Source organism: Nitrososphaera viennensis EN76 (assembly GCF_000698785.1).
GTDB classification, from domain to species: Archaea; Thermoproteota; Nitrososphaeria; order Nitrososphaerales; family Nitrososphaeraceae; genus Nitrososphaera; species Nitrososphaera viennensis.
On sequence record NZ_CP007536.1, the window covers coordinates 1,345,518 to 1,370,691 of the forward strand.

General features: G+C 55.0%; 23 protein-coding genes. 9 read left to right on the forward strand and 14 right to left on the reverse strand.

What is annotated here, in order from left to right:
- Positions 1-38 precede the first annotated feature (38 nt).
- The 4 genes from NVIE_RS07695 to purE all read right to left on the reverse strand — a co-directional run bounded on the left by NVIE_RS07695 (position 39) and on the right by purE (position 4,835).
- Positions 39-1,481: an ArsB/NhaD family transporter gene (locus NVIE_RS07695; RefSeq protein WP_084790694.1), complete on the reverse strand. Its 1,443-nt coding sequence runs from the start codon at positions 1,479-1,481 to the stop codon at positions 39-41.
- A 67-nt stretch (positions 1,482-1,548) separates the two neighbouring features.
- Complete coding sequence (locus NVIE_RS07700; RefSeq protein WP_227717291.1) at positions 1,549-2,433, reverse strand: cysteine hydrolase family protein; 885 nt, start codon at positions 2,431-2,433, stop codon at positions 1,549-1,551.
- The gene (locus tag NVIE_RS07705; RefSeq protein ID WP_075054746.1) at positions 2,430-3,971 is read right to left on the reverse strand and encodes a purine-cytosine permease family protein; all 1,542 of its coding nucleotides are present in this window, start codon (positions 3,969-3,971) and stop codon (positions 2,430-2,432) included. The genes NVIE_RS07700 and NVIE_RS07705 overlap by 4 nt, the downstream gene beginning before the upstream one ends.
- Before the next feature lie 378 nt (positions 3,972-4,349).
- Positions 4,350-4,835: a 5-(carboxyamino)imidazole ribonucleotide mutase gene (gene purE, locus NVIE_RS07710; protein ID WP_227717292.1), complete on the reverse strand. Its 486-nt coding sequence runs from the start codon at positions 4,833-4,835 to the stop codon at positions 4,350-4,352.
- A 253-nt stretch (positions 4,836-5,088) separates the two neighbouring features.
- On the opposite strand from purE, the gene NVIE_RS07715 reads away from it, so the two are divergent.
- Entirely contained in the window at positions 5,089-6,522 is a 1,434-nt protein-coding gene (locus tag NVIE_RS07715; RefSeq protein WP_075054748.1) for an Asp-tRNA(Asn)/Glu-tRNA(Gln) amidotransferase GatCAB subunit A, read from the forward strand.
- Here NVIE_RS07715 and NVIE_RS07720 read toward each other — a convergent pair whose 3' ends face one another.
- The 5 genes from NVIE_RS07720 to NVIE_RS07740 form a co-directional block, all read right to left on the reverse strand.
- Entirely contained in the window at positions 6,523-6,717 is a 195-nt protein-coding gene (locus tag NVIE_RS07720; protein WP_075054749.1) for a hypothetical protein, read from the reverse strand.
- Between the two features lie 93 nt (positions 6,718-6,810).
- Complete coding sequence (locus NVIE_RS07725) at positions 6,811-8,202, reverse strand: BMP family lipoprotein (protein WP_158435142.1); 1,392 nt, start codon at positions 8,200-8,202, stop codon at positions 6,811-6,813.
- A 269-nt stretch (positions 8,203-8,471) separates the two neighbouring features.
- On the reverse strand, positions 8,472-9,407 hold the full coding sequence (locus NVIE_RS07730; protein WP_075054751.1) for an ABC transporter permease: 936 nt from the start codon (positions 9,405-9,407) through the stop codon (positions 8,472-8,474).
- Positions 9,407-10,474, reverse strand: coding sequence for an ABC transporter permease (locus NVIE_RS07735; protein ID WP_075054752.1), 1,068 nt, complete (start codon positions 10,472-10,474; stop codon positions 9,407-9,409). Before NVIE_RS07735 ends, NVIE_RS07730 begins: the two co-directional genes overlap by 1 nt.
- Complete coding sequence (locus tag NVIE_RS07740) at positions 10,471-11,979, reverse strand: ABC transporter ATP-binding protein (protein ID WP_075056083.1); 1,509 nt, start codon at positions 11,977-11,979, stop codon at positions 10,471-10,473. Before NVIE_RS07740 ends, NVIE_RS07735 begins: the two co-directional genes overlap by 4 nt.
- A gap of 416 nt (positions 11,980-12,395) precedes the next feature.
- On the opposite strand from NVIE_RS07740, the gene NVIE_RS07745 reads away from it, so the two are divergent.
- The 5 genes from NVIE_RS07745 to NVIE_RS07760 all read left to right on the forward strand — a co-directional run bounded on the left by NVIE_RS07745 (position 12,396) and on the right by NVIE_RS07760 (position 18,571).
- Positions 12,396-14,039 carry a hypothetical protein gene (locus NVIE_RS07745; RefSeq protein ID WP_075054753.1) on the forward strand — a complete coding sequence of 548 codons (1,644 nt, stop codon included), beginning with the start codon at positions 12,396-12,398 and terminating at the stop codon, positions 14,037-14,039.
- A 6-nt stretch (positions 14,040-14,045) separates the two neighbouring features.
- Positions 14,046-14,225, forward strand: coding sequence for a hypothetical protein (locus NVIE_RS14815; protein ID WP_144239576.1), 180 nt, complete (start codon positions 14,046-14,048; stop codon positions 14,223-14,225).
- 6 nt (positions 14,226-14,231) lie between these two features.
- Positions 14,232-15,212, forward strand: a complete 981-nt coding sequence (locus NVIE_RS07750) for an oxamate carbamoyltransferase subunit AllH family protein (protein ID WP_075054754.1) — start codon at positions 14,232-14,234, stop codon at positions 15,210-15,212.
- Positions 15,213-15,292: 80 nt separating this feature from the next.
- On the forward strand, positions 15,293-17,203 hold the full coding sequence (locus NVIE_RS07755) for a BMP family ABC transporter substrate-binding protein (protein WP_075054755.1): 1,911 nt from the start codon (positions 15,293-15,295) through the stop codon (positions 17,201-17,203).
- Between the two features lie 105 nt (positions 17,204-17,308).
- Entirely contained in the window at positions 17,309-18,571 is a 1,263-nt protein-coding gene (locus NVIE_RS07760; protein ID WP_075054756.1) for a YlbE family protein, read from the forward strand.
- Between the two features lie 3 nt (positions 18,572-18,574).
- Here NVIE_RS07760 and NVIE_RS07765 read toward each other — a convergent pair whose 3' ends face one another.
- Positions 18,575-19,693 (reverse strand): radical SAM protein, encoded by a 1,119-nt coding sequence (locus tag NVIE_RS07765; RefSeq protein WP_227717294.1) that lies wholly within the window; start codon positions 19,691-19,693, stop codon positions 18,575-18,577.
- 89 nt (positions 19,694-19,782) lie between these two features.
- On the opposite strand from NVIE_RS07765, the gene mqnC reads away from it, so the two are divergent.
- On the forward strand, positions 19,783-20,910 hold the full coding sequence (mqnC, locus tag NVIE_RS07770) for a cyclic dehypoxanthinyl futalosine synthase (RefSeq protein ID WP_144239577.1): 1,128 nt from the start codon (positions 19,783-19,785) through the stop codon (positions 20,908-20,910).
- 12 nt (positions 20,911-20,922) lie between these two features.
- Here the strand turns inward: mqnC and NVIE_RS07775 are convergent, their stop codons facing one another.
- The 4 genes from NVIE_RS07775 to NVIE_RS07790 form a co-directional block, all read right to left on the reverse strand.
- Entirely contained in the window at positions 20,923-21,831 is a 909-nt protein-coding gene (locus NVIE_RS07775; RefSeq protein WP_227717295.1) for a GNAT family N-acetyltransferase, read from the reverse strand.
- 60 nt (positions 21,832-21,891) lie between these two features.
- Positions 21,892-23,343, reverse strand: coding sequence for a menaquinone biosynthesis decarboxylase (locus NVIE_RS07780; RefSeq protein ID WP_075054759.1), 1,452 nt, complete (start codon positions 23,341-23,343; stop codon positions 21,892-21,894).
- A 20-nt stretch (positions 23,344-23,363) separates the two neighbouring features.
- Positions 23,364-23,768, reverse strand: a complete 405-nt coding sequence (locus tag NVIE_RS07785; RefSeq protein ID WP_075054760.1) for a hypothetical protein — start codon at positions 23,766-23,768, stop codon at positions 23,364-23,366.
- A gap of 66 nt (positions 23,769-23,834) precedes the next feature.
- Entirely contained in the window at positions 23,835-24,470 is a 636-nt protein-coding gene (locus NVIE_RS07790; protein WP_075053693.1) for a DDE-type integrase/transposase/recombinase, read from the reverse strand.
- 109 nt (positions 24,471-24,579) lie between these two features.
- Between NVIE_RS07790 and NVIE_RS07795 the strand changes: the two genes are divergently transcribed.
- Both NVIE_RS07795 and NVIE_RS07800 read left to right on the forward strand, forming a co-directional pair.
- Complete coding sequence (locus NVIE_RS07795; protein ID WP_144239578.1) at positions 24,580-24,960, forward strand: 30S ribosomal protein S24e; 381 nt, start codon at positions 24,580-24,582, stop codon at positions 24,958-24,960.
- 1 nt (position 24,961) lies between these two features.
- Positions 24,962-25,171 carry a 30S ribosomal protein S27ae gene (locus tag NVIE_RS07800; RefSeq protein WP_075054762.1) on the forward strand — a complete coding sequence of 70 codons (210 nt, stop codon included), beginning with the start codon at positions 24,962-24,964 and terminating at the stop codon, positions 25,169-25,171.
- Positions 25,172-25,174 lie beyond the last annotated feature (3 nt).

A 25,174-nucleotide genomic window follows, 5' to 3' on the forward strand; every position in this document is an offset into this window, starting at 1 on the left:
GTTGTTCGTACTATTGCCACGACGTATTACGTAAACTTTTAACCAATTCTGAGCATCATGTCCACAAACAACACGACGCCTCCAACGGCTACAGTCATTATCATGAACGGGAACCCGACCCTCATAAAGTGGTTGAAGGATATCGCCTGACCGGCCTTTTCTGAAAGCCCGGTGGCAACCACACCCGCGCTTGACCCTATCAGCGTGCCGTTCCCGCCGAGGCCTACCCCAAGCGAAAGGGCCCACCACAGCGGGCTTATTGCAAAGCTGCCAAACGCGGAGGCGATGCTTCCGTTCTGGTTCAGGACATGTATCAGCGGGATCATGGTCGCGGCAAAGGGTATGTTGTCGACAAACGCGCTGGCAATAGCGGACATCCATATTATCAAAAAGAATGTCACAGGGGGTTCACCTCCCGTTATGCCAAGGGCCGTGTTTGCAAGGAGGTCTATCATCCCGGCGTGCTCGGCGCCGCTAATTATCACAAAGAGCCCGGCAAAGAATATGAGAGTCGCCCAGTCCACGTCGTGGAACACCTTTTCCGGCTTGGCACGCGTGGCCACCAGCAGCACGCCTGCGCCGCCGAGGGCGATGAGCGACGGCTCTATGTGGAGGCTTCCGTGCACTACAAAGAGCGCGATGACACCGGCAAGCACTATTATCGATTTTTTCATGACGCCCCTGTCTGTTATCAGCGATTTTTCGTCCTGTGCCATGAGCTCGTCAAGGTTCTGGGGCTTTTGCGCAAGGTCCTTCCGGAAGAGGAACTTTAGCATGAACAGCGACGCGACAAGCGAGATGCCTATCGTGGGCCCCATGTGGAGCAGGAACGCGTTAAAGTCGATGTTTGCGGCAGAGCCGATGAGTATGTTTGGGGGGTCGCCTATGAGCGTGGCTGTCCCGCCCACGTTTGACGCAAGCACCTGTGCGAGTATAAACGGGACGGGGGAGAGCCGGAAGATCCTGAAAATAGAGATGGTTATTGGCACCACCAGGAGCACGGTAGTCACGTTGTCTATGAACATCGAGGTGACCGCAGTAAAGACGCTCATCATGACGAGCAGCTTCCACATGTTGCCCTTTGACGCCTTGCTCATCTTGATGGCGAGGTACTGGAACACGCCCGTCTCGGCCATTATGGCCACGATTATCATCATCCCAAGCAACAGGCCGATTGTGTTAAAGTCGATGGCCCCCGTCACGAACTCAAAGCTCTCGCCTGTCTGAATGAGCCCGGTCGATATGATAATCATGATGGCTGCCGTGGCGCCGGCGAGCGCGATTGCAGTCCTGTGGACTATTTCAAACGAGAGCATCACGTACACGGACAGGAGCACTATCGATGTCAGCTTTAATGGCAGGCTGATCGAAAGCCCCAAGGCATCCGGCACTATCAGGACTATGGCGGAGAGTATGGCGACTAGTGCAAGGCCGATTACAGTCTTTTTCTTGTGAGCTGCACTTGCCTCCAGCAGGGCCAACCTCTATTCACTGCCTCCGGTGATATATAGCCATGATCAGATTTTCCGTAGTTTACAGATATTCGAGCTAGCTGGTGTTTGGGAACGCTGATCTCACGCCTTCGATGAACTTTTTCGAGTCAGACACCCAGCCAAAGACCCCTCCCTGCATCTTGATCTGCTTTATAGCCGCCTGGTAGTTTCCATAGTCGGTTGCACCCGTGCCGTCCTTTAGCAAAAGGCACCAGTAGCCATAGTCGTTTGCCTCCCTCATGATGGTGTGGACACAGACGTCCGTCGTGATGCCTGTTATCACCAAGTGGGTTATGCCGAGGTTCTTTAGCAATAGCGGCATGTTGCTCTGGCCAAACGCGCCCTTGCCGGCCTTGTCTATCACGTACTCGCCCGGCACTGGATACAGGTCGTCGATGATGTCCCAGTTCTTTTCGCCCCGCGTAAGGAGCCGGCCAAGGCCGCCTTTTGGAATGTCGCCAATCCCGACACCGTCTCCTATTATCTTGCTCCGCAGCACCTTGTTGTACGGCGCGTCAGAGAGGTCTGGCAGGTGGCCCTCGCGAGTGTGTATCACCTTGATGTCAGTCCCGTTGCGGATGTTGTGAAGCACGTAGTGTATCGGCTTTATCGGGGCAGACGTCAGCCCAAGGTCGTAGCCCATCACGTCCACGTAGCCCTTTGGCCCGCAAAAGTCGATTTGCATGTCGATGCTGACAAACGCGGTGCGCGCGGAATCGAACTCGACCCACGCTTTGTCGCCAAAGCGCGGGCAGTCTTCCACCTCCACCTTGAACAGCTTGCCCCGCGGAGGCCCGTACAGCCACGTTGGGAACTTGAAGGTCTTCGTCTTCTTGAACTCTTCATAGTCCTTTTCCACCCTCTTCAATACCTCTTCCCTTGCTGCGGAAGTAAAGTCCCTGTTCGGGGTCGGCGGCTGCGGCATTTTTTCCTTGGTCATTTGAATTGACTACTACCTCCTCCTCTGTATGACAAACTGGACCAGAATGGCGCTATAAACTCCACCAGCCGGTCGATCCTGCCGCTGGGGCTTACGTGGCCGCCGCTTGCCGCTGTCCCGCCTGGCGCAGAAGGCGTGTGCGGCTGGTCCGCAGTGCCTGCAGTCCAGTACGACGCGCTGGTGCCGAGGCCCTTTGGCGTAAGCCGGCCGCCCTTGGTATAGCCCGTGAGCTTGGCCACAAGCGGGTAGACGCCGACGCCACCGATGAGGCCGCCCAGAACTGCAGGCAAGTCCGGCGCCACAAGCTGTATGGCTATTGCTATTGCAAGGCCCGCAAGGAACCCCGCGACTGCTGGCCCGTTTATCTTTTTGTCACCCGCAGCCAAGAGCTCGTCCGGCGTGCACTTGCGCGCAACTATCCAAAAGTGGCCGATAAGTATGCCCCCTACCAAGGGGACGACCGACCCGAGGAGCAAGAGCCAAGGCACGATGCTGGTGAGTAGGTTTGCTGCAGCAACTGCTGTTCCGGCAATCATGACGATGATCGCCATCTTTTTCCACGAAAAGCTGAGGCGCTTGCCAGAGATGTAGTATACTACGTTCTTGAAGCCCTGCGTCGCGTTGTACATGCACCCGTCGCACGTAGAGCCGTTGCTGGCCCACTGGATTATCATTATTGGTATGCCAAGCGCCAAGGTTCCAAGGCCAAAGAAAAAGTCCAGCTTGCCTGCGACTGCGGTGAATATGCCGCCCGTCATGAGCATGAGCATGTTGGCGGCCAGAAATGCCACCGCGATCACGCCCCAGGACTGCTTGACGCTCTTTGTCCACCGGTTAAAGTCGCCCGTCATGGTCGCGCTCACGATGAAGGTTCCCACCGAGGCGGTAAAGCCCATCGCAAACGTCCACGGTTCGCCTATGGGCTGCGAGCTGAACAGGTTGCCGCCTGTTTCCACTCCCACAACGCTCACGATGGAGTAGATCATCCAGCCGGCAAGCGCGGTCACGGAGATGACGGCAAACCAGCCCATCCACGCCATGGCCCTGACTCCATAGACTGCAAACATGCCAAACACTATCGCAAAGACGCCCGCCCAAAAGCCGGTTGTCCCCAATATCCCGGGGAGTACCCCGCTTCCTGTCCCGGCGTTGAACGACTGGCCGCCGTACAGGCCCACCATCAGGTCGGCGGCAAGCCACGCCTGGAACGCGTACCAGCCGGTGACAAGGCCGGCAATCATCAGGACGGGCAGCGCGTACGCGTACCTTCCAAACGCGGCCTTGCACATCATTGGAAAGTTCAGTCCGAGCTTTGAGCTTTTATGCGCGATGAGCCCGGCATAGCCGAACAGGAAGACCTGACCGGCGATGATTGCGACATAGCCCATCGGGGCTCCCAGGCCGCCCATTATCTGGCTCCCGATAAAGATGCAGATGTATGCGTAGGTAAATCCGGCCCACACCAGCGTAGGTTTCATAAATCCAAGCCGCGCGTGCTCAGGCACAGGACGTTCAGCATATTCTTCCTGTTCCACCATATTTGTCAAGAATTTTCATTCTTGCGAACGATATAAGCCTGTTTCTTCTAATCTCATTGATGAAATATAAATCAATGATGTCAAAAAATAACATTTATGTAAATTTATGTATTTTGTGATACATCAAGGTATTATGAAAAACGCCTACAAGTCATCTCAAAAATGGAATAATATCCACTGTCAAGCACAGAGATCTAGCCACCCAATTGACAAATGAGCATCGGCGTTTATCTGTGCATGGTTCAATTCCGTCTCGGGTCAGTTGGCGATTGAAAACAGCATATTGCGCAGTGGGAATTGCAATAGATCTGCAAAGTAATTACGTGCCATGTACGTTACTGTGCCAGATACGCATTAAAAAGATCAAAAAAATGCGCGCTAGCTGATGACTTTACTCTGTTTTGTGTCTTCAGACTCGACTTGCTCTTCCATCATTTCCTTGTACCGCTTTAGCTTTTCTTGAAGATCCGGATACTTTAATGCGAGGATCTGACACGCAAATACGCCGGCATTGTACGCTGCGTTTATCCCCATCGTTCCCACAGGCACCCCGCGAGGCATTTGCGCTATGGAAAGGAAAGAATCCATGCCTCCATGCAAGGTGTCTCCTTTTAGAGGAACCCCGATCACCGGTATGGTCGTAAGCGAAGCTATCATCCCGGGCAGGTGCGCTGACCCTTCCCCTGTGGCGATTATCACTTCAATTCCCCGGGCATGGCATTCTGCCACGAACCTGATGGTTTTATGAGGGGACCTGTGTGCAGCCACTATGCGAGTTTCGCTTTTGATCCCAAAAGAGTCAAGAGCGACAGTCGCGTCTTTCACCTGCTCAAGCAGCCGGGGAGATGGCGAAACTACAGACACAAGTGGTCGTTTTTCATGCATCATATACATTTTGCAAAATTAGGACACGAAGTATTAAGCCTAGTTGACATAGCGGGAGAAAAATCGCATAAATGGAATTATGGTCAGTTGTGTATTATAATAACGGCCGCCCAGAGAACGGTCCATGAATCAGCGAAATGGAATATTTTCATATATACTAACTTTTTCAAAAATTATGATATTTACTTATAAACATTCATCGCCGAACTACCCCTAATGGTGAGGTCCTGCAATGAAGAAATCATCGCTCTATAATCCCAAGCTGACAATCAAGGACTTTGCAGAGCTTGTTTCTTCGCAAAGCATTTCGTGCGAGGAACTTACGGAGATAACGCTGGACAGGATCATGAAGCTGAACCCAAAGCTGAATGGCTTCATAACGATTCTGGAAGACTCGGCCAGGCGTGACGCCAGGGATGCAGATGCCTTGATCAGACAGGGCAAGTACAAGGGGCCGCTCCATGGTATACCCATAAGCCTCAAGGACCTCATCTATATGAAGGGCGCTAGGAGTACGAGCGGTTCCAAGATACTTGCGGATTTTGTGCCGGATTATGATTCAACAGTGGTGAGGAAGCTGAAGGAAGCCGGCGCAATAATAGTCGGGATGAACAACACCCACGAGTTTGCCTGTGGGATAACCAACATCAACCCGCACTACGGACCTTCAAAGAACCCCTGGGATGACAGCAGGATGTCCGGTGGCTCAAGCGGCGGCTCTGCAGTGGCAGTCAGCGCCGGCATGTCACTGGCGTCTATAGGCACCGACACTAGCGGTTCAATCAGAGTGCCGTCTTCCCTTTGTGGCGTATTTGGGCTCAAGCCCACCTATGGTCGTGTGAGCAAGTACGGGGTAATGCCCCTTGCCCCATCAATAGACCATATCGGTCCAATATGCAGGAGCCCGTGGGACATTGCAGCAGTCATGCAGCATATCGCAGGGTACGACAGCCATGACCCCGACAGTGCTAACGCACCTGTTCCCAGCTACACAGATGAAGTGGAAAAGACACAGGGGAAATTCCGCCTTGGCATCCCCAAGCAATTCTTCTTTGACATCATGGATCCAAAGGTCAAGCATGTATTCGACAGCTTTGTAGAAAGGGCGGAAAGCTACCAGATATCATCATCTCGCGTCGACGTTGACGAGACCGACAAGATATACGAGACATGGCGGGCCATAAGGCTGGGCGAATCGGCTACAACCCACAGCGAATGGCTCCGGACGCGGCATGACGACTATGGAAAGGATGTCGTAAAGATGCTTGATGATGGCCTCAAGATAACGGCTGTGCATTACATTAGCGCGCACAGGTGGCGCCAAGAAATAAGAGAGGCCATCCTCAGAGCCATGAAGCCATATGACGCATTGCTTGTACCCACCACTGCAATTGCAGCTCCCCTGCTGAACCAGAGTACCGTGCACCTCGATGGCAAGGATATCGAGGTATACCCTGTCCTGAGCAGGCTGACCACGGTATTTGACGTGACTGGCCTCCCTGCGCTCAACGTTCCCGCCGGCTTGGTAGACAACAGGCTGCCGGTGGGCGTCCAGCTTGTTGGAAGGCCGTTTGACGAAGCGCGACTTCTCCAGATCGCAGAAAGGTACGATCAGCAATACCACGTTTCAGAAGAGATGGTTCCGGCCCTTAACGTGACAATCTAGCTAGCCTGACTGCTTTTTCAACTTTTCATTTACGGAATAAACGGCGAAGCTGGCAAGAACTGCCACAGCGGCTGCCAGCACCCAGACCTCCTTGAGCGTCACGAGGTTTACCACCACAAACATTGCGGCAAGCGCGGCAATATTGATTATTATCAGCCGTCGCTTCATCTTTGGCCTGCCGCGTTCTGGAAGCATGTAAGAATTTGAGATAATCGGGTTTAAGCTTAGTTCACATGCCATGCGCAAAATTGCATGTCACAAAAGAGCAGTTAATAAAAAGAAGGAAGGCTAGAGCCTTCCAAGTCCTATCGAGCTTCCCCTAAAGCGGGCAAGCCCGATTATCGCGACGAGCGAGGCTGCAAGCAACAAGGCCGCCATCACGCCGAATTCAGGCACGACGTTTGTGCCATAAACATCAACCGACGTGCTGCCGTCAGGCACGGTGAACTTGATGTGCGTCTCGGCGTCCGTAGAGCTGATGGTTACAAACTGCACATCCGTGCTTCCCGCTTTTACCATGGATATGCCGCTTATCATGCTAGTTGGCAGCTTTAGCTCCACGTCTCCTCCCTTGTCGAACTTGACATTCACCGACTTGTTGTTAGGGTTTACCGTGACGCTCGTCACCTTGCTTTGCGGAGATATTCCGGTCACGCTATAGCTCGTGCCGTCGAGCTGAACAGTCACGCCGATGTCGCTTGTTGCCGCGTACCTTTCCGGCACGGCTATTTTCTTGTCTATCACGTCTTGCGTCAGTTGCGACAGCCGTGCTTTCACGTCTGCAGGCACCTTGCCGTCTAGGCTGTGGAACGGCGCCAGGTACACGATGCCGTCGCCCGGACCTCCTTTCTCGGCCTCTATGCCGGGCTTGAACACCTTGCCTTCAAACTTGTCCTGCAGGACCATCTGCACGGCCTGGTCAAACGCCTTGTCTATGTCAAGCACGAATGACGTCAGCACGGTGTCCGGCGCCAGCCGGTTCTGGTCTGCAACTGCGCCAAACGCGTAAATCCCCTTTTCCTTGGCAGCCTCTATGACGCCGTGGCCCGACGTGTCTGCCACATGGAACAAAAAGTCTGCACCGGCGTTAACTTGCGCTAGGCCTGCTTCTTTGCCCTTGGCAGGGTTGTCCCAGTCGCCCAGATAGGTTCCAATTACCTTGATGTTAGGATTGACATAGTGTGCGCCTTGCTTGTAACCCTCAAAGAGGTTGATGAGGTTCGGGTACTGATCCCCGCCTACATAGGCTATGGTGCCGGTCTTGTCCATGGTGGCAGCCAGCGCGCCCAGCAGGAACGTGCCTTCCTGCTGCATCGGGAAGATGGAGGCCACGTTCTGCGAGCTGACAAGTCCGGTGAACACCACGAACTTGGTGTTTGGATAGTCCTTGCCCACCTTGACTGCCGGGTCTCCCCACTGGAACCCGTGCGCGATTATCAGGTCGTAGCCGTCATTCGCGTACTGCCTTAATGTAGCTTCAATGTCCGGTATTGCAATGTTTTCAGCATAAGCCAGCTTGTACCCGTACTTACTCTCCAACAGTTTGCCTGCACTGTACGCAGTCGCCCCCCACCCTCCGTCGCTGAAAAGGGCGTCCGTGACGAGCGCTATCTTTAGCTGCTTTCCGCTACTCTGTGCAAAAGCTGTCTGCTGCACGGGAGCAACCAGCGCCAATGACATCAACACTACAGCCACCGCCGCTGCAATAGCCGTGGTCGATGTCAGTCGTTTGAAACAGGATTTCATACCGAGAAGGTCATCGGTAAATTATTATACTTTCTTACGTTATCTTGCAAAACTAATGATATATCATAAAATACACGCAAATCATATAGCACTGGTTGGCAGAAACCAAGATTTTTAGAACTGTCCAGTCACTTTCAAATTTCTTTCAGGTTACGGTTGCTTGCGGTTGAATTTTCTGTGTAGCTAGGCCGCCATGACGGCCGTCACCTTTGTCCCCTCTTGTACGGGATGGCCAGCGCGGCAGGCGCGCCGGTCTTCTTGTACATTCCGGCAAGGACTGCAATCGGGATCAGGTATGGAAGCATCAGGAGGAACTGGAACGGCACCTGCACCCCTGTGGCCTGCAGCCCGAGCTGGAACGAGTCGACCATGCCGAATATGAATGCGCCGAGGGTAATCCAGTACGCCTTCCACCTCCCGAATATCACCAGCGCAAGTGCAATCCACCCGGCTCCCCCCGTGACGTTTTCAAGGAAATAGCCAGTCTGGACAAGCGAAAAGTAGGCGCCGCCTACTCCTGCCAGGGCCCCTCCGATTATCAGTGTCAGGTAGCGTATGCGGTAAACGTTGACGCCGAGGGTGTCTGCCTGTTTTGGGTTCTCCCCGACCGTCCTTATCTTGAGGCCCAGCTTTGTCTTGAAGATGAAATAATGAGTCAGGGGCACCAGCAGAAACGCAATGTATACGAGCGGGTCGTGGTTGAACAGAACAGGCCCGATGCCCGGAAGGTTCGAGAGCCCGGGTATGTCGATTTTTGGCATGAGTTCTACGCTTGGGGCGACTGTGCGGACGCCAAAAGCGAGCCTGTAGAGCAGCGCGGCAAGCCCTGTTCCAAGCAGCCATATTGCCAAGCCGGCTGCAAGCTGGTTGGTCCGGATGGTGATGCTCATGAACCCCATGAGGATCGCAAGGGCTGCCGCTCCTACGATTGCCATCAGGATTCCGACGACATAGTTCCCGGTCAGGTACGTGCCCATGAAGCCGGTAAATGCGCCAATCAGCATCATCCCCTCAACCCCCAGGTTCAAAACGCCAGAGCGCTCTGCAATCTTTTCACCCAGCGCGGCAAAGAGGATGGGAATGCTCAGACGGATGCCCGATACTATGATGCCGATGATAATCGCCTCTTCGCCGGCCATTAGCGCGCACCCCCCTTTTTCCTCATGCCAAGCCAGATTACAAATAGCTCGCCGACCAGCACGAACACAAGCACAAGGGCTTGCAGCGTCATGGAAAACGCGCTGGGCACACCGATGCTCCTGTACATGGTTTCAGAGCCTGTCATCAGGGCAGAGAAAAAGAAGGCCACTATGGCCACACCCAACGGATGCTGCCTTCCAAGTAGGGCTATTATGACGGCCACAAAGCCATAACCGGGCGAGATCCCCTCTATCAGGATATGCTGCACGCCAGAAACGAGCAGGCCGCCGGCAATCCCGGCCAGGCCGCCGCTTATGCCCAGCGTGATGAAAACGCTCTTTGTGATGTTCATCCCGGCATAGCGTGCCGCCTTGATGTTTGCGCCGACGCTCCTTATCTCGAATCCTATCTTGGTCTTCCAGAGGTAGTAGACCCCGACAGTCGCAAGGGCGGCTATGAAAATGCCGGCATGAAGGCGCGTGCCGGGAAAAACTATTGGCATCTGTGACGCGTCGGATATTTCCGGGGAGTACGGGTTAAAGCCGGGCGCCTTGATCGGCCCGTGCAGCAGGAACGATATAAAGAGGAGCGCGACAAAGTTCAGGAGCACGGTCGAGATGACCTCGTTCACGCCGAACTTGACCTTGAGGGCGGCCGGGACAAGGGCATAGAGCGCGCCGAAAATAAAACTCAGGACGATTGCGGCAAGGATAGCAAGGCCAGGGACCGAGCCCAAAAGAGAGATCCCGACAAGGGTGCCTCCGAGGGCGCCCATGTACAGCTGGCCCTCCGCCCCGATGTTCCATTGCCTGCACTTGAACGCAACAGAGACGGCCAGCCCGGTCAAGAGAAGCGAAATGGTCTTTAGCATCACATCCCCAAACCCGAAGACATTGCCAAAGGCCCCCTGGAACATTATGGCATAAGCCTTTCCGACATCCACGCCGGTGGAGCCCAGTATGATGGCGCCCACGACAAAAGCCAGGCTTGCGGACAGGAAAGGAACAAAGAACTTGACGTCTCTGACCTTCTCCCGCGTCTGATAGAATATGCTTGCGACGCTCATACCGTCCCCTCCTTCGGGATTGCCTTTCTGCCCCCCATCAACAGGCCGAGGTAATCCACGTCGGCGTCCTTTCTGTCCACCACGTCCATTATCTTGCCTTCGTAAATCACGGCAATGCGGTCGCAGACTGTCAGTATCTCGTCCAGGTCGAGCGAAATCATCAGGACGCCCACGCCGTTGTCGCGCTGTTTCACCAGCTGCTTGTGGATGTATTCTGTCGCGCCGATGTCAAGGCCTCTGGTCGGGTTGTGCACGACTAGAACCTTGGGATTTCTGGCAAGCTCCCTTGCCATCAGCACCTTTTGCAAGTTTCCGCCCGACATCGAGTTTACGGGGACGTTTATCCCTGCCGTCTTTACTTCAAAATCAGACACCACGTTTTGCGCGAACTTTTTCATCTTTTCCTGTTTCAGAAATATCCTGCCGGAGTATTCGCCTGTATACCACCTGTCCAGGATGAGGTTTTCGGCAATAGAGTACTCCAGAATGAGCCCCGTGTCAAGCCTGTCCTGCGGAACATAAGCAAGGCCCCATTCCCTGATCTTTCTTGGCGGCAGGTTTGCCACGGACTTTCCGTCCATGATTATTTCGCCGGCCTGCACCTTTCTCAGTCCTGCTATCACTTCGGCAAGCTCGGTCTGGCCGTTTCCGTCGACGCCGGCTATGCCAAGGATTTCCCCCTTGCGGAGCTCAAACGACAGGTCTTTCAGGTACATTATGTTCACGTTGTTGAGCGCCGAGATGTTTTTCAGCTGCAGGACAGCGCCCCGCCCGCCGGATGGCCGGGGTTCCATGCTCTCTATCACAGGGCGGCCGACCATCATCTTGGCAAGCTCGGTCTCGCTGGTTTCAGAGGTCTTGATGGTTCCGACCACCTTGCCGCCACGCAGCACAGTGACCCTCGTGCTTGCCTCCATGACTTCGTGGAGCTTGTGGGTGATGAATATTATGGAAAGCCCCTGCTTCACCATGGATTCAAGCGTTGCAAACAGCGCTTTTTCTTCCTGTGGGGTGAGCATACCTGTGGGCTCGTCAAGGATCAGGATGTCGACGTCCCTGTAGAGCGCCTTGATTATTTCGACGCGCTGCTGCTCCCCCACTGCCAGGTTGCCCACTATGGCCTTTGGGTCTACCTTGAGCCCGTACTTTTCAGACAGCTGGGTTATCTTTTTTTCAGCGCCTGCCAAGTCCAAGAACAGCCCCTTGGACTTTAGGCCCACGATGACGTTTTCCGTGACGGTGTGCGGGAGCGTGAGCAGAAAGTGCTGGTGCACCATCGCAATCCCAAGCTCAAGGGCGTCGTTTGGCGATTTAATGTCGGTTTTCTTTCCTTTCACGTAAACCTCGCCTGCCTGAGGCTGGTACAGCCCGTAAAGGATGCTCATGAGCGTGGACTTGCCGGCGCCGTTTTCTCCCAAGAGCGCATGAATCTCGCCTTTTGACAGCTCGAAATCGACGCTGTCGTTTGCCACCACGTCCCCGAACCTGATGGTGATCCCCTTCATCTGCACGATAGGCTCGCCAGCAGTCACGGAAGGTCGGGCCCCGCTGTTGCAGGCATGCCGCCTTCCTGCCGCCGGGCAGAACTATTTGGCAACAGCAAAATGTATCTGCGTGAAAGTATTATACTTTGGTACATCTTCTCAAAATAATAATCATATATCATAAAGTTCCAAATAATGCATAGACTGTTCCGAGGAAAGTTGCAGGAATTTCCTCTTTCCACCTGCAACATGAACATATCGCAAGGTGACGTGGTAAAAGTCGCATGAAAGCCCAAGCGATCATGAAGATATTTGCTGTTTGCAGGCGCGCCCGCCTGTATCACAGATTTTCAATAAAATTATTTATGCCCTGGCGGGCAAATTTTTTGATTTATACTTAAATATTCACAGGCGCGCCTGAACTTGGCGCAAGATGCATGTCAGGCCACGACATATTCCACATAGCCATACGACAGAACTTTTACCGTGACTCCATGCAGCTGCTAAAGATTTCTGATAGCACGAGGCGCGCTAGCAGGGGAGTCGTGGAAGCCTCTGTGATAATGGCCACTGCCACCAACAAGGAGATACTCATGCGCCGGGGCTTCCGGCCGTCTGCGGTCAACGAGGCCCAAGAGTCGGACATCATTATAGCCATCAGGGCCGGCGACGAGGAGGCAGTAAGGCTGGCGCTTTTGGAGGCAGACAGGCTGCTTGAATCCCCACAGGGCGCTTCAAGGCAGGACGAGCACAAGGCCGGCGACCTGGACTCGGCCCTGAGATCCATGCCGGACGCTAACCTTGCGCTCGTATCTATCCCCGGCGACCATGTCAGAGAGGTCTCGCTGATGCTTGTCGAGCGTGGAGTGCACCAGCAGATATTCAGCGACCACGTCCCAGTTGAGGACGAGCTAGAGATCAAGACGCAGGCTGCAGGCAAGGGAGTGCTGGTACTTGGGCCCGGCGCCGGGACTTCTATAATCAACGGCAAGGGAATCGGGTTTTCAAACGCCGTCAGGATCGGTCCTGTAGGCATAGTGGCGGCGGCAGGTACGGGGCTGCAAGAAGTCTCCACCCTGCTAGACCATTCGGGCATCGGCGTAAAATATGGCCTTGGCGTTGGAGGCAACGACCCCAAGGACAAGATAGGCGGAATAATGATGATGCAGTGCATCAAGATCCTGGAAAGCTATGCCGACATCAAAGTCGTCGGCATCGTTTCAAAGCCGCCGTCCCCGTCGGTGCAGGAAAAAATTGAAGACTATATCGCCAGGGACGGAAAGAAAAAGTACGTGCTGGCGTTCATAGGCGGAGCCAAGAGCGAAAAGAAAAGCGACAGGATAACCAGGGTCAACACCCTGGCGTCGGCGGTCCTTGCAACTGCCAGGCAGCTTGGAAAGGAGCAGATCGCGCAGGCAGTCGCGCAGACCTACATCCCGCCGGAAAAATTGCTGGCCCTCTTGGAAGGCGAATGGACCAAGCTGGCCCAAGGACAAAAGCGCATCAGGGCGCTCTACACCGGAGGGACTTTTACCTACGAGGCAGAGGTGATTCTCGGCTCCATACTACAAGGCGAACCCATCTATTCCAATTCTCCCATCATGGACATAAAGCAGCTTGACGATTCGTTCAAGAGCCAGGAGACCTCGATTGTTGACCTCGGGGAGGAGGAATTCACAAGGGGCAGGCCTCACCCCATGATCGACCCGACCATAAGGCGGTTCAGGATAGCAGAGGAGGCGGCCGACCCGGACGTCGCCGTGCTCCTGATGGATTTTGTACTCGGGTACGGCTCCCACCCGGACCCTGTCGGCGCGGTCCTGAACGAGATAAGCGATGCCAAGCGCGCCGCGGAAAAAGCAGAGAGGCACCTGTGCGTGATAGCCCATGTCTGCGGCACTTCAGGCGACCTCCAGGGATACGCCCAGAGCATCGAAAAGCTGACGCGTGCAGGCTGCGTGGTTTTGCCTACAAACGCCATGGCCGCGGTGGCTTCTGCCGTAGTTGCCCGGCGGGGCAAGGTGGATATTGATAGAATCTATGCGCAGTACCTGACTGTGGACGGAGGCTCAATGAAGTGATGACGCATGGGTAGCGAGGAGCGCGCAAGGAAACTTTTGGACTCGGAGCTCAAGGTCATCAACTTGGGCCTAGACGTTTTTTACAGTTCGCTAGAGATGCAGAACGTCAAGGTGATAAATGTGGACTGGAAGCCCGCCCCCAAGCTTGACGAGGAGTCTGAAGACATCTTGGACAAGATACTGTGAGGCACTTTGAAAGTCGAACCCCTGCCAAGTGTAGAGCCGGCCGTTTTTCAATGCAGTTCCATTGGCAGCGTCCACGGCACGCTGGCGCAAAGCCAAGGCAGGATAGGCAGGGTGATAAACGTCTTTGACACCACTATCAACATCCGCACAGACGGTGACGAGCTTTTGGTTCTCACGCTGGGCAAGACGAAGTCGCCCATAAACGTGAATGTTGTCGGTGCCGGGCCGGCGCACAGTACGGGGTTTGCAGGCTTGGCAAGGCAGGGCAGCGACGCCGTGAGGACAAAGTGCGCCGGAAGGACAATGATCCAGGCCGGCAGGGTGCTAGTATCAATTGATAGGCAGGATATCTTTCAAAATTCGCTGGATGAACCGGCGGCAGAGGCGCTGCGCACATTTGCGAGTGCAAGCGGCAGGGTGTCGTCGGCGCTTGCAGGCGAGGCGGAAAAAGGGAGGACCGGCTGCCTGCTCAGGCCGGACATCACCACAGCGGGCCTGCTCAACGCGTTTTCTGGCCGGCTTTTGTCTGGCTGGTGCGACACGCAGGACGGCATGGCAGAGGCGCTTGCGGGATTGTGTGGGAGGGGGCCGGGGTTTACCCCTGCCGGCGACGACTTTATCGCAGGGTACCTTGCGATGTTCAACTGGCTTTGCAGCGCCCTGGAACTTGGACCCCCCATAATCCCCGGCGGCGAATTTTTGCGCCTGACCACCTGGACGAGCTTTAAACTGATGGAGTACAGCGCAAGAGACCTGCTTGACGAGCAGGCGCAGTCGATGCTCAATTCCGTGGCAGGAGGCAGGGCGGATGATTACGTCCGGTGCATCGAGGTCATTGGCAAGCGGGGCCACACCTCCGGCATCGATTTTGCCACCGGCGCCACGTTTGGCCTGTACACCGTCGCGGACAGCGTGTGCGGGACGAGAAGCCTCGGCGACATTTCAGGCCGCCTAGGCATAACCTCATCAGGCCCGCAATTATCATAACTTGCGAATTCTAGCATATCTAAAATTGCTGCATGGCAAACTGAACTATGTTTATATAATTTTTCAATGGCAAGATTTCCTTGCAACAAATCCAGACCGTTGTCATTGCACTCGGCGGAAACGCGCTGTTAAAGCGCGACGACAAGGGAACTTTTGCGGAGCAGTTTGCCAACGTCCAGGCGGCGGCAAAGGGAATAGCCGACCTTTTGCAGAAAGGGTACAGGGTGGTGCTCACCCACGGAAACGGCCCCCAGGTCGGGGCGACCGTGCTGAGGCACGAAGCGGCCAAGAACACGGTTCCCCCGTTCCCGCTTTACGCCTGCAATGCGGAAACGCAGGGGATGATAGGCTACATGGTCGTGCAGGGTCTCCAGAACGAGCTTGACGCAAGAGGCATCAAAAAATCAGTCGTTTCGCTGGTCACGAGGGTCGTGGTCAATCAGGCGGACCCTGCCTTCAAGAACCCGACCAAACCGGTCGGCCCATATTTCGAGAGGCATCAGTACCCGAACCTGCTCAACATTTTTGAGGGCTACAAGCAGGGAGCCAGGTACGTCAACCCGGACATCAGGGTGCTTGCGGCGTACCTCGGCGACTGGGACAGCCCCCTCAAGGGGAGGGAAGTTGCCATGGTGCAGATAGGCTCCGGGGCGGATGTTTTGCTTCACACCGCCGACACGTCGGGCCACGGCGTCATAGAGGCTGCCAAGGAAAAGGGGATTTACGCGTTTGGCGCAGTTGCAGACCAGAACCGGCTGGCGCCGGACACCGTGCTGACGTCATTCGTGCTTGACATAGACAAGGCGTTTGACCAGGCCGTGCAGATGGTCCTGCAGGACAAGTTTGAAGGCAAGGTGTTCAAGCCCGGCATAGAGGCCGAGAAAGGAGGTCCGGGCGACGGCATCGTGTACCTGGCGCCGTTCCACAGCCTAGACGGCAAGGTCTCTGTGAAGGTAAAAAAGAAGCTGGAAGAGCTGACCCGGCGCATAATAAGCAAAGAGATAACCGTCCCTGAAAAGTACGAGGCGACCACCGACACTATAGCAGGGCAGGTGCCTTCTGCGCCGGCTAGAAAGCAGCTAAAGATAGCGCTCGTCACGGACGCCCTTTTCAGCGACGGAGGGTGGGGGGCGACTGCGTACAGTGCAGGCAAACTGTTGGAGAGTAAGTACGGGTACAAGCTGGCTTATGCTGAAAACATTGCAATACCGGACATTGAAGCTACATTAAGGCAGTACGCGAATGACGGCTACGACCTGATAATCGCGCACGGGTTCCAGTGGGGAGACCCGGCAGTCAAGGTGGGCAAGGACTATCCAAACACCAAGTTCGTGGTGTTCACCGGACTTGTCAGCTCGCAGAACGTGGCCTCCATCTTCCCGATGCAGCAGGAAGGCACGTTCCTGCTGGGCGCGCTTGCCGCAATGATGAGCAAGACGGGCATCATCGGGTACGTGGGGGGAGACCAGATTGACAGGTTCATTGCCGACGACGTAAAATTCACCTTCAAGTACCAGGGGGACAGCAGGTACAGGAGGGTGGTGCCTTCCCCGAAACCCGTCGCAATACTGGAGCACCAGGCGATCCGCTTGCTGGCCGACGCGGGCTTTGTGGTGGTCGCCTGCGGCGGCGGTGGCATCCCCGTTATTGAAGTAGCAGGCGGCTGGAGTGGGGTTGACGCGGTCATAGACAAAGACCTTGCGGGCGAGAAGATGGCAAGGCAGATCGGGGCTGACAAGTTTGTCATCCTGACAGACGTGGACGGCCTGTACATGGACTACAAGAAACCCACGCAGAGGCTGGTCAAGGAAGTCAGGGTCGGCCAGCCGGGAGCGGTCAACATTTCGCAGCTGGAGGAAGGGAGCATGGGGCCCAAGGTCGGCGCCTGCCTAGAGTTTGTGAGAAATGGCGGGAGGGAGGCTGTCATTGCTAGCCTTGATAGGCTCGTTGACGCGGTTGAGGGGCTGTCGGGAACCCACTTTTTCCCGTAGCGCTTGGCTTGCGATCAGAATCCTCCTATTTTGTGATATATACTAATTTGAAGATCCTGCCGCAATTAAACTTAAATCGCAACTTCAAGACGTGCTTGCTGACACATGGCAGAAGACATAAAGGTCAAAATCGAATCTGCAAACAAGGACGCAATACAAAAGGTTCTTTCCTCAAGACCCTTTCTTGTAGACGTCAGGCCCGCAATAGAAGTCCTGCCAGACATGAAAAAGAGGTCGATATTCCATGCAGGCCCGCCGGTGGACTGGAAGAGGATGTGCGGGCCCATGAAGGGGGCCGTGGTAGCCACCGTCATCTTTGAAAAGTGGGCCAACAGCTGGGACGAGGCTGCCAAACTGGTGGAGAGCGGAGAGGTCGAGCTTTCGCCCAACCACGACCACGACGCGGTGGGGCCCATGGCCGGCGTCATATCCCCCTCGATGCCGGTGTTTGTTGTCAGGAACGAAAAGCACGGCAACACCAACTACGGGAGGATAGTAGAGAACAAGGTTCAGTTCGGAGCCTACGACGCGCAGGCGATAGAATCGCTAGAGTTCTGGTCCACCGTCCTTGCGCCGGCAATACGCAAGGCGCTTGAAAGGATCAAGCGGGCAGGCGACAAGGGCATAGACCTGAAATCCATCATGGCCAAGGCCCTGTACATGGGCGACGAGCTGCACAACCGCCCGGTGGCAGGCACGGCACTCTTTGCAGTGGCCATAATGCCGCACATGGTGGAGACTGTGGAGAAGGAGCAGCTGATAAAGGTCATAGACTATTTTGCCGCAAACGAGATCTTCTTTTTGTGCCTGGCGATGGCCGCCTGCAAGGCCACCATGAACGCTGCTTCAAACATTGAACACAGCACCCTTGTAACGGCGATGGCCCGCAACGGCACCGACTTTGGGATAAAGGTGAGCGGCCTTGGAAACCAGTGGTTCACCGGGCCGGCCGGGATGATACGCGGCATGTACTTTCCGGGATTTGGCGACAAGGACGCCAACCCGGACATGGGAGACAGCGCGATAACAGAGACGGCAGGTGTCGGGGGCTTTGCGCTTGCCGACTCGCCGGCGATACTTTCGCTTGTCGGCGGGACCGCGGAGGACGCCCTAAAGTACACCAAGCAGATGCGCGAGATTACCATGGCATCAAACGACACCTTCCTCGTCCCCATATTTGACTTCCAGGGCACGGGCACGGGAATAGACATCCGAAAGGTCGTGAAAACGGGCATACTGCCGGTGATCGACACCGCAATAGCCCACAGGGAGCCGGGGATAGGCATGATAGGCGCCGGCCTTGTCAACCCGCCGATGGAGGCTTTCAAGGGTGCGCTTCGTGAATTCGCGCGCAAGTACAAGCTCTAGGGGCTAGAACCTCTGAATGATGTTAAAGAAGGTGTCACGCTGCGCCGGCTCGCGCTTTATCTCGCGCACCATGCTTGCAAGCTCTTGCAAGGACGTCCCGCTTGCCTTTCCTGCCGCCTTGAATATCTCCTCTGAAAAGGCCGTTCCCACCATGTCGTTTCCGCCGTACGAAAGCGCGACCTGCGATATCTTTTTGCCAAGCGCCACCCAGTACACCGAGATGTTCTTTAGCGTGTTTCCAAGCAAGAGCCTTGACACTGCTATCACGCGCAGGTCGTAAGGCGACGAGCTCTCGGATTTTATCATCTCCTTTTGCTCAAGTTCCGTGTTTTCAAGGCTGAACTTGAGCGGGATAAACGTCGTAAAGCCGCCGGTCTTTTTGTGCAGCTCGCGTATCTTGATGACGTGGTCAACAATGTGCTCTGGTTTTTCAATGTGGCCAAAGAGCATCGTGCAGTTGCTGCGGATGCCAAGCTCGTGCGCCTGCCTTGCAGTGTCGAGCCACTCTTCGCCGGAGCACTTGCCTATCACTATTTTCTTGCGGGTGTCAGGATGGAATATCTCCGCCCCGCCTCCCGGGAGCGCGTCAAGGCCGGCAGCCTTTAATCGCAAGAGTACTTCTTTTACAGAGTTGCGTGTCAGGCGCGCGATAAAGAACACCTCGGCTGGGGTGAGCGCCTTTATAGTCACCTTTGGATGCTCGGACTTTATGGCGCGCATCATGTTTTCGTAATATTCAAGCCCCAGCTTGGGGTGAAAGCCGCCGACGATGTGGAGTTCGGTTGCTCCCATCTGCTCTATAGCTATCTTGGCCCTTGCGACAACCTGCTCGGTAGAAAGCGTGTAGGCGTCCTCCTCGTTGCCCTTGCGATAGAATGCGCACAATGGACAGCTGGCGGCGCACACGTTCGTGTAGTTGAGATAATAAGAAGCGACAAAGGTCACAGTGTTGCCGCACAGGTCGCGGCGCAGTCTGTCTGCAGCCGCGCCGAGCAGAAAGAGGTTTTCCTCGTTCATCAATTGAACGCCGTCCTCGTAGGACAGCTCCTCCTCTCCGGCAAGCGCCTTTTCAAGCGCCGGCGTCCCGCCGACCTTGCCAAAGGCGTCAGCTATTGACTGCAACAGTGTGTAACTTGCCGTTAGGCCATTATAAATTTAGGCTCCCTCTCCAAATCATTAAATAGCATAAAGAGGCCAAAACAGTCAGACATTTGCAAGGCAGGCTGCTCCAGGAATTCTTGAAAAAGTCCGACATCAGCGACGTGCTGGACAGCGCGCTGGCCGGAAAAAGGCCGCTTGGCCTTGACGACTGCATACGGCTTGTGAAATCCGACGACGCCTACTCGATGGGCCTTGCCGCAAACATACTGCGCCAGAGGCTCTTTGGCGACAGGATAACTTTTGTAAATAACATCATACTCAACTACACCAACGTCTGCGTGACGTACTGCAAGTTCTGCGCGTTCTACAGGCCGCCGGGGCACGAAGAGTCGTACACGGTGCCCAAGGAGGAGATTGTAAGGCGCGTCGCCACTTCGAGAGAGATGTTTGGCATCACGCAGGTGCTCATACAGGGCGGGCACAACCCGAACCTGAAGATAGAATACTACGAGGACGCCTTCAGGGCGATGAAGGAAAAGTGCCCGGAGGTCGGCATCCACGGGCTTTCGCCCTCCGAGGTTGACATGATAGCCAAGGTGGAAAGGAGCAGCACAAAAGAAGTGCTTTCAAGGCTAAAGGCAGCAGGCATGGACACCTTTGCCGGGGCGGGCGCCGAGATTTTGGAGGACAGCGTCAAGGAGCAGATAAGCCCATTAAAGATCAAAAGCGGCGAGTGGCTCCGCATAATGGAGGAGGCGCACAACGCGGGATTAAAGTCGGTTGCTACCATGATGTACGGCACGGTCGAGACAGAAGAGGATCGGGCAAGGCACATACTGAAGATAATGAAGCTCCAGGAAAAGACGGGAGGCTTTGTCTGCTTTATCCCCTGGAGCTTTGAGCCAAACAACACAGAGATGCAGGCGCAGGGGCTGATAAAATACCCGTCCGGCGGCCTGCAGCTCTTGAAAATGATAGCGATTTCAAGGATAATGTTCTACGGCCTCATCGACCACCTGCAGTCGTCGTGGCTGACAAACGGAATAGGCATGGCACAGCTGGCGCTGAACCACGGCGCCGATGACTTCGGGGGAACGCTGATAGGAGAGGAAGTGGTGAGCGCAACTGGCGCGCGCTCGACGGAACTGACGTCGGACAGGATAGTAGCCGCGATAAAGCAGGCAGGATACAGGCCGGCCGAGCGGGACAACTTGTACAGGACAGTCAGGAACTTTTAATTCAAAAAAAAGTTACCGCCAATCGTCTACAAGATAGACGTCTTTTCTGTCGTAGCCTGGTTCATCGGGCCTGTGCATGGCAACTCCTTGTATGTCGGTGCAGAACTTGCGTGCAATCATTCTCCTGTATGCGTCATGACGGCCCGTGTTGACGCCGGCAACGATGCGCGACAAGCCCTGCGAGCCTGCAAAAGACTCGCAAGCATCCAGCAGGCGCTCAAAGCGTTCGGCAGAGCCCTGGCCGGGCGCGGAGGCACCAAACTTGACGTAGCAATTCCCGCTGCCGGCCTCTGTCCCGGGCCCGCAATGGCAGATTGCAAGGCCTGCCAGAGAGCCACTGTCATCATAGATCAGGATTGTGTCTCCAAGCCCTTGCTTGTCAACAGAGTAGATTTCCTTTCTCAAGTCTAGTCCGTCGTAGATATTACCTGTCAGAGTTTTGCACGCCTCAATGGCCGGCTCTTTTTCAGCTCCGGTTAATTGTGAGTAGCGAGCCATCTTGGCTGCACTTGGGGCCTTGTCGACGGGCTTTGACATTATCGCCGTCAGGAAGCGGGGCCAAAAGCCAAACTTTTGGTACAGGTGGACGTGCTTGCTGCTCTGGGCAAACGTAAAGAGGCCGGCGTGGGTTACCTGCCATCTTGCAAAAATGTCCATCGTCTCTTCAAGGAGGCGCCTTGCCACGCCCTTGTCCCAAAAGTCTGGATGTATGGTCAGCGGCCCAAACACGCCTACGCTGCCCCAGTGCAGCGCGAAGTTCGAGCCTGCAATTTTGCCGCCAACTTCTGCCACAAGCGCGGCAGACGGGTCGGCGCGATAGCGGGTATAGACGTAATCGGCGTCGCCGGCAAAAGACATCGGGTCGGGCAGGCCAATAAATGTGCCAAAGGCAAGCCTCATTATCCTGTCCGCCTCCTGCAAGTCACTTTCCCGCATACGCCGAACTGTCACGTCAAAAGCCAACGCATTTCCTCCTTCTTCTTATGAGCCAAAGTACTCGTGCCATCGCCTGTCGACAAGCGCCTTTGTCTCGTCATCTACAACTGCCAACTGCTGTATCTCGCGCATGTAGCCTTCCTCCCTCGTCTTTTGCGTCGCGTCGATTCCCATCTTTGAGCCAAGGTTGACAAGCGGCGACGCAGGGTCGAGCGTGTCGGTTGGCGTGTTGCTGATGATGACCGTGTCGCGCGCGGCATCTGCGCGCGTGGTCACCGCCCATATCACGTCGTTTGCATCGTGCACGTCCACGTCGCTGTCGACTACCACGAACATCTTGGTCAGCGCAAGCTGGCCCATGCCCCACAGGCCCATCATCACCTTCTTGGCCTGGCCGGGGTACGTCTTCTTTATCGATATCACGGCAAGGCCCTGGAACCAGCCGGCGCCCGGCATGGAAAAGTCAACCACCTCCGGGTGGAACATCTGTATCAGAGGCAGAAACGACCGCTCGATCACCTTGCCGATGTAGGCGTCTTCCAGCACCGGCTTGCCCACCACTGTCGTCAGGTATATCGGGTTTCTGCGCCTCATGATTCCCGTCAATGTAAAAGTGGGAAAGGGCTCTGCAGGCGTGTAATAGCCCGTGTGGTCGCCAAAGGGCCCTTCCATGCGCATGTCGTTTGGATCGACGTACCCTTCTAGCACGATCTCGGCGTTTGCAGGCACTTCGAGGTCAACCGTCCTGCACTTGACAAGTTTCACCCCTTTCTTTCTGGTGATGCCGGAAAACAGATACTTGTCCATGCCTTCTGGCACCGGCGCGACTGCGGAAAACACGGTCGCAGGGTCTGCACCGATAACAATCGCGGCCTGTATCTTTTTGTTCTGCTCCTTTAGCATCCTGTAATGCTGCGCGCCGCGCTTGTGGGTCTGCCAGTGCATTATCGCGTGCTTGTCATCGACAATCTGTACGCGGTAGACCCCGAGGTTGCGGATCTCTGTCTCAGGGTGCTTTGTTACCGTCATGCCAAAGGTGATGAACCTGCCTGCGTCGCCGGCAAACGACTTTAGTACCGGAAGCGAGTTGAAGGACGCTTTATCGCCTTCAATGACCTCCGTGACAGGACCTTTGTCCTCGTATTTCGGACCGTACTCGCCAATCTCTGACAGCTTGGGCAGCATCTTTAGTTTGTTGAGCATGCCTGACGGCATCTTCATCCTTGTCAGGTCGACGATGCGCTGGCCAATGTCCACAAAGTCCTCCGATTCAAGCGCCAGCTGCAGGCGCTTCATGGTGCCAAAGGCGTTTCCGAGGACCTGCATGTCGGACCCTTCCACGTTCTCAAAGAGCACCGCCGGCTGGTCGCCCTTGTACATGAGCCGGCGCATCACCTCTGCTATTTCGAGGTCTGCGCTAACCTTTGCCTTTACGCGTTTCAGCTCGCCCGCCCTTTCCAGGGCATCAACGTACTCGCCGAGGCTTTCAAACGGCATGTGCAAAAGACTATCCTTTTTTATTTCATGAACTTGCCCGTGTTCTTGCGCACAAGCGGGATTATCTTTTTCATGATGATGCCGTGCACCTTGTCGCCCGACTTGACGTCAAACGAAAGCAGCATGACGTAGTACAGCCGGCTGTTCTCGTCGGCTATGGGTATCGTGGCTCGGATGAGTTTTGCATAGTGCGACGAGGCGTAGTCTATCTTGCCAAGGAGGTACTCCCACCGAAGGCGCGTGTACTGGCGCGTGGCGGCCGTGATGGCGTACTGGGCGCGCTCTTCAGGCGTCAAGAGAGGCTTTAGACCTTTTCTCTCGGCTGTTGCCACCAGCTTGCCGTCCTCGTCGGCGATCCCTGCAAACCTTATCGCGGGGTCAAGCGATACTACCTTGTCGCAGATGTTCTGGAAAAATTGATTCATTCTCAGCGTCCCGGGCGACTAGGCGGTATATTTGATTTTCCTGTAGACAGGAGCGGCTCCGTTAACTTAGCCACCATCCTTGGCCAGGAATGTCATAAACCGTATCATGTCTGCGCCCATATGCAGGTACAGTAAAAATAATTTGAACCAGTTCCAGACATGCTGTCTGTCACAATTCTCCTTCCTGCATGGAAAGTGGTCGTCAAAACACTCCGTCCTGTCCTTGATATGCTGTATAAACCGCTCCATCAAATTCTTCAATTCTGTACCGTACACATAATGGCGTAATCTGAGCCACCTGCAAGCATCATTGTACCACTGAGCACCGTCTGTGAATATCGGCCTCCTTCCATACCTCCTTTGCAACTGCTTGAAGAACTGGTAACATACGAAAATGGTCCTCTCACGAGACAGATGCATCATCAAGCATGTGCCAATAGTTGGTTCGTACGCTATCCATAGCCAATAGTCATGCCCATCTATCTGCAATAGTGTTTCGTCAACAAATATTGCCCTGACAAGGCGTCTGTCTGTCCGGAACCTGTCTGCAAGGCTGGAATATTTCTGTACCCATTTCCATACAGCAACGTGGCTCCTTCTCTTTATTGGTGATAGCGATCTGGCTGCCAGCCGAAAGCTCCTAGAATTAAAATACAGGTACAGTGCATATCTGATTATAGCTGGGTCTGTCCTCTTTCTCATGCCAATGAAAAGCTAGGACAGTCCTAGCTATACAGATTACCCTAAGTTAACAGAGCCACAGGAGCCAAGCAAATACTTAAATGGGTTAGACGGAACGGTACCTTTCACTTTGTCGCAGGAAGCAGTAATAATGATCGAGGACCGCAAGAACTCGCTTTTGAGCAGGCGCGAGGTAAAGGCGCTGTTCAGGGGAGCCGCCGGCAAGCTGAAAAAGACTGAGGCGGCCGAGCAGATAGCGAGCCAGCTTGGGGTCGACAAAAAGAAAGTTATCCCAATAAACCTTGTATGCGAGACAGGAATGACCGACGTGCACGCAGTTTTCTACGTCTATGAGAACGAGGAGGCGGCAAAGAAGCAGCTGCCCAGATATCGTCTGCTCCGCACCATGCCAAAAGCTGACAGGAAAAAGCTGCTCGACGAGGAAAAGGCGGCAAAGCTGAAGGCCAAGCAGGCGGCGGCCGCTGACGTCAAGGGAGGCGCCAAGAAGTAGCATGGCAGACAAGAAAGCCCCGGCGAAGGGAGAGGTTTCAGTCTACAAGTTCTACAAGGTAGAGGGCAACAAGGTCACGAGGAACAAGCGCGAATGCCTAAAGTGCGGCAAGGGCGTGTTCATGGCCGAGCACAAGGACCGCTTTACGTGCGGCAAGTGCGGCTATACAGAGTTCGCACGCAAGGAAGCGCCCAAGAAGGGCAAAAAGTAGCAG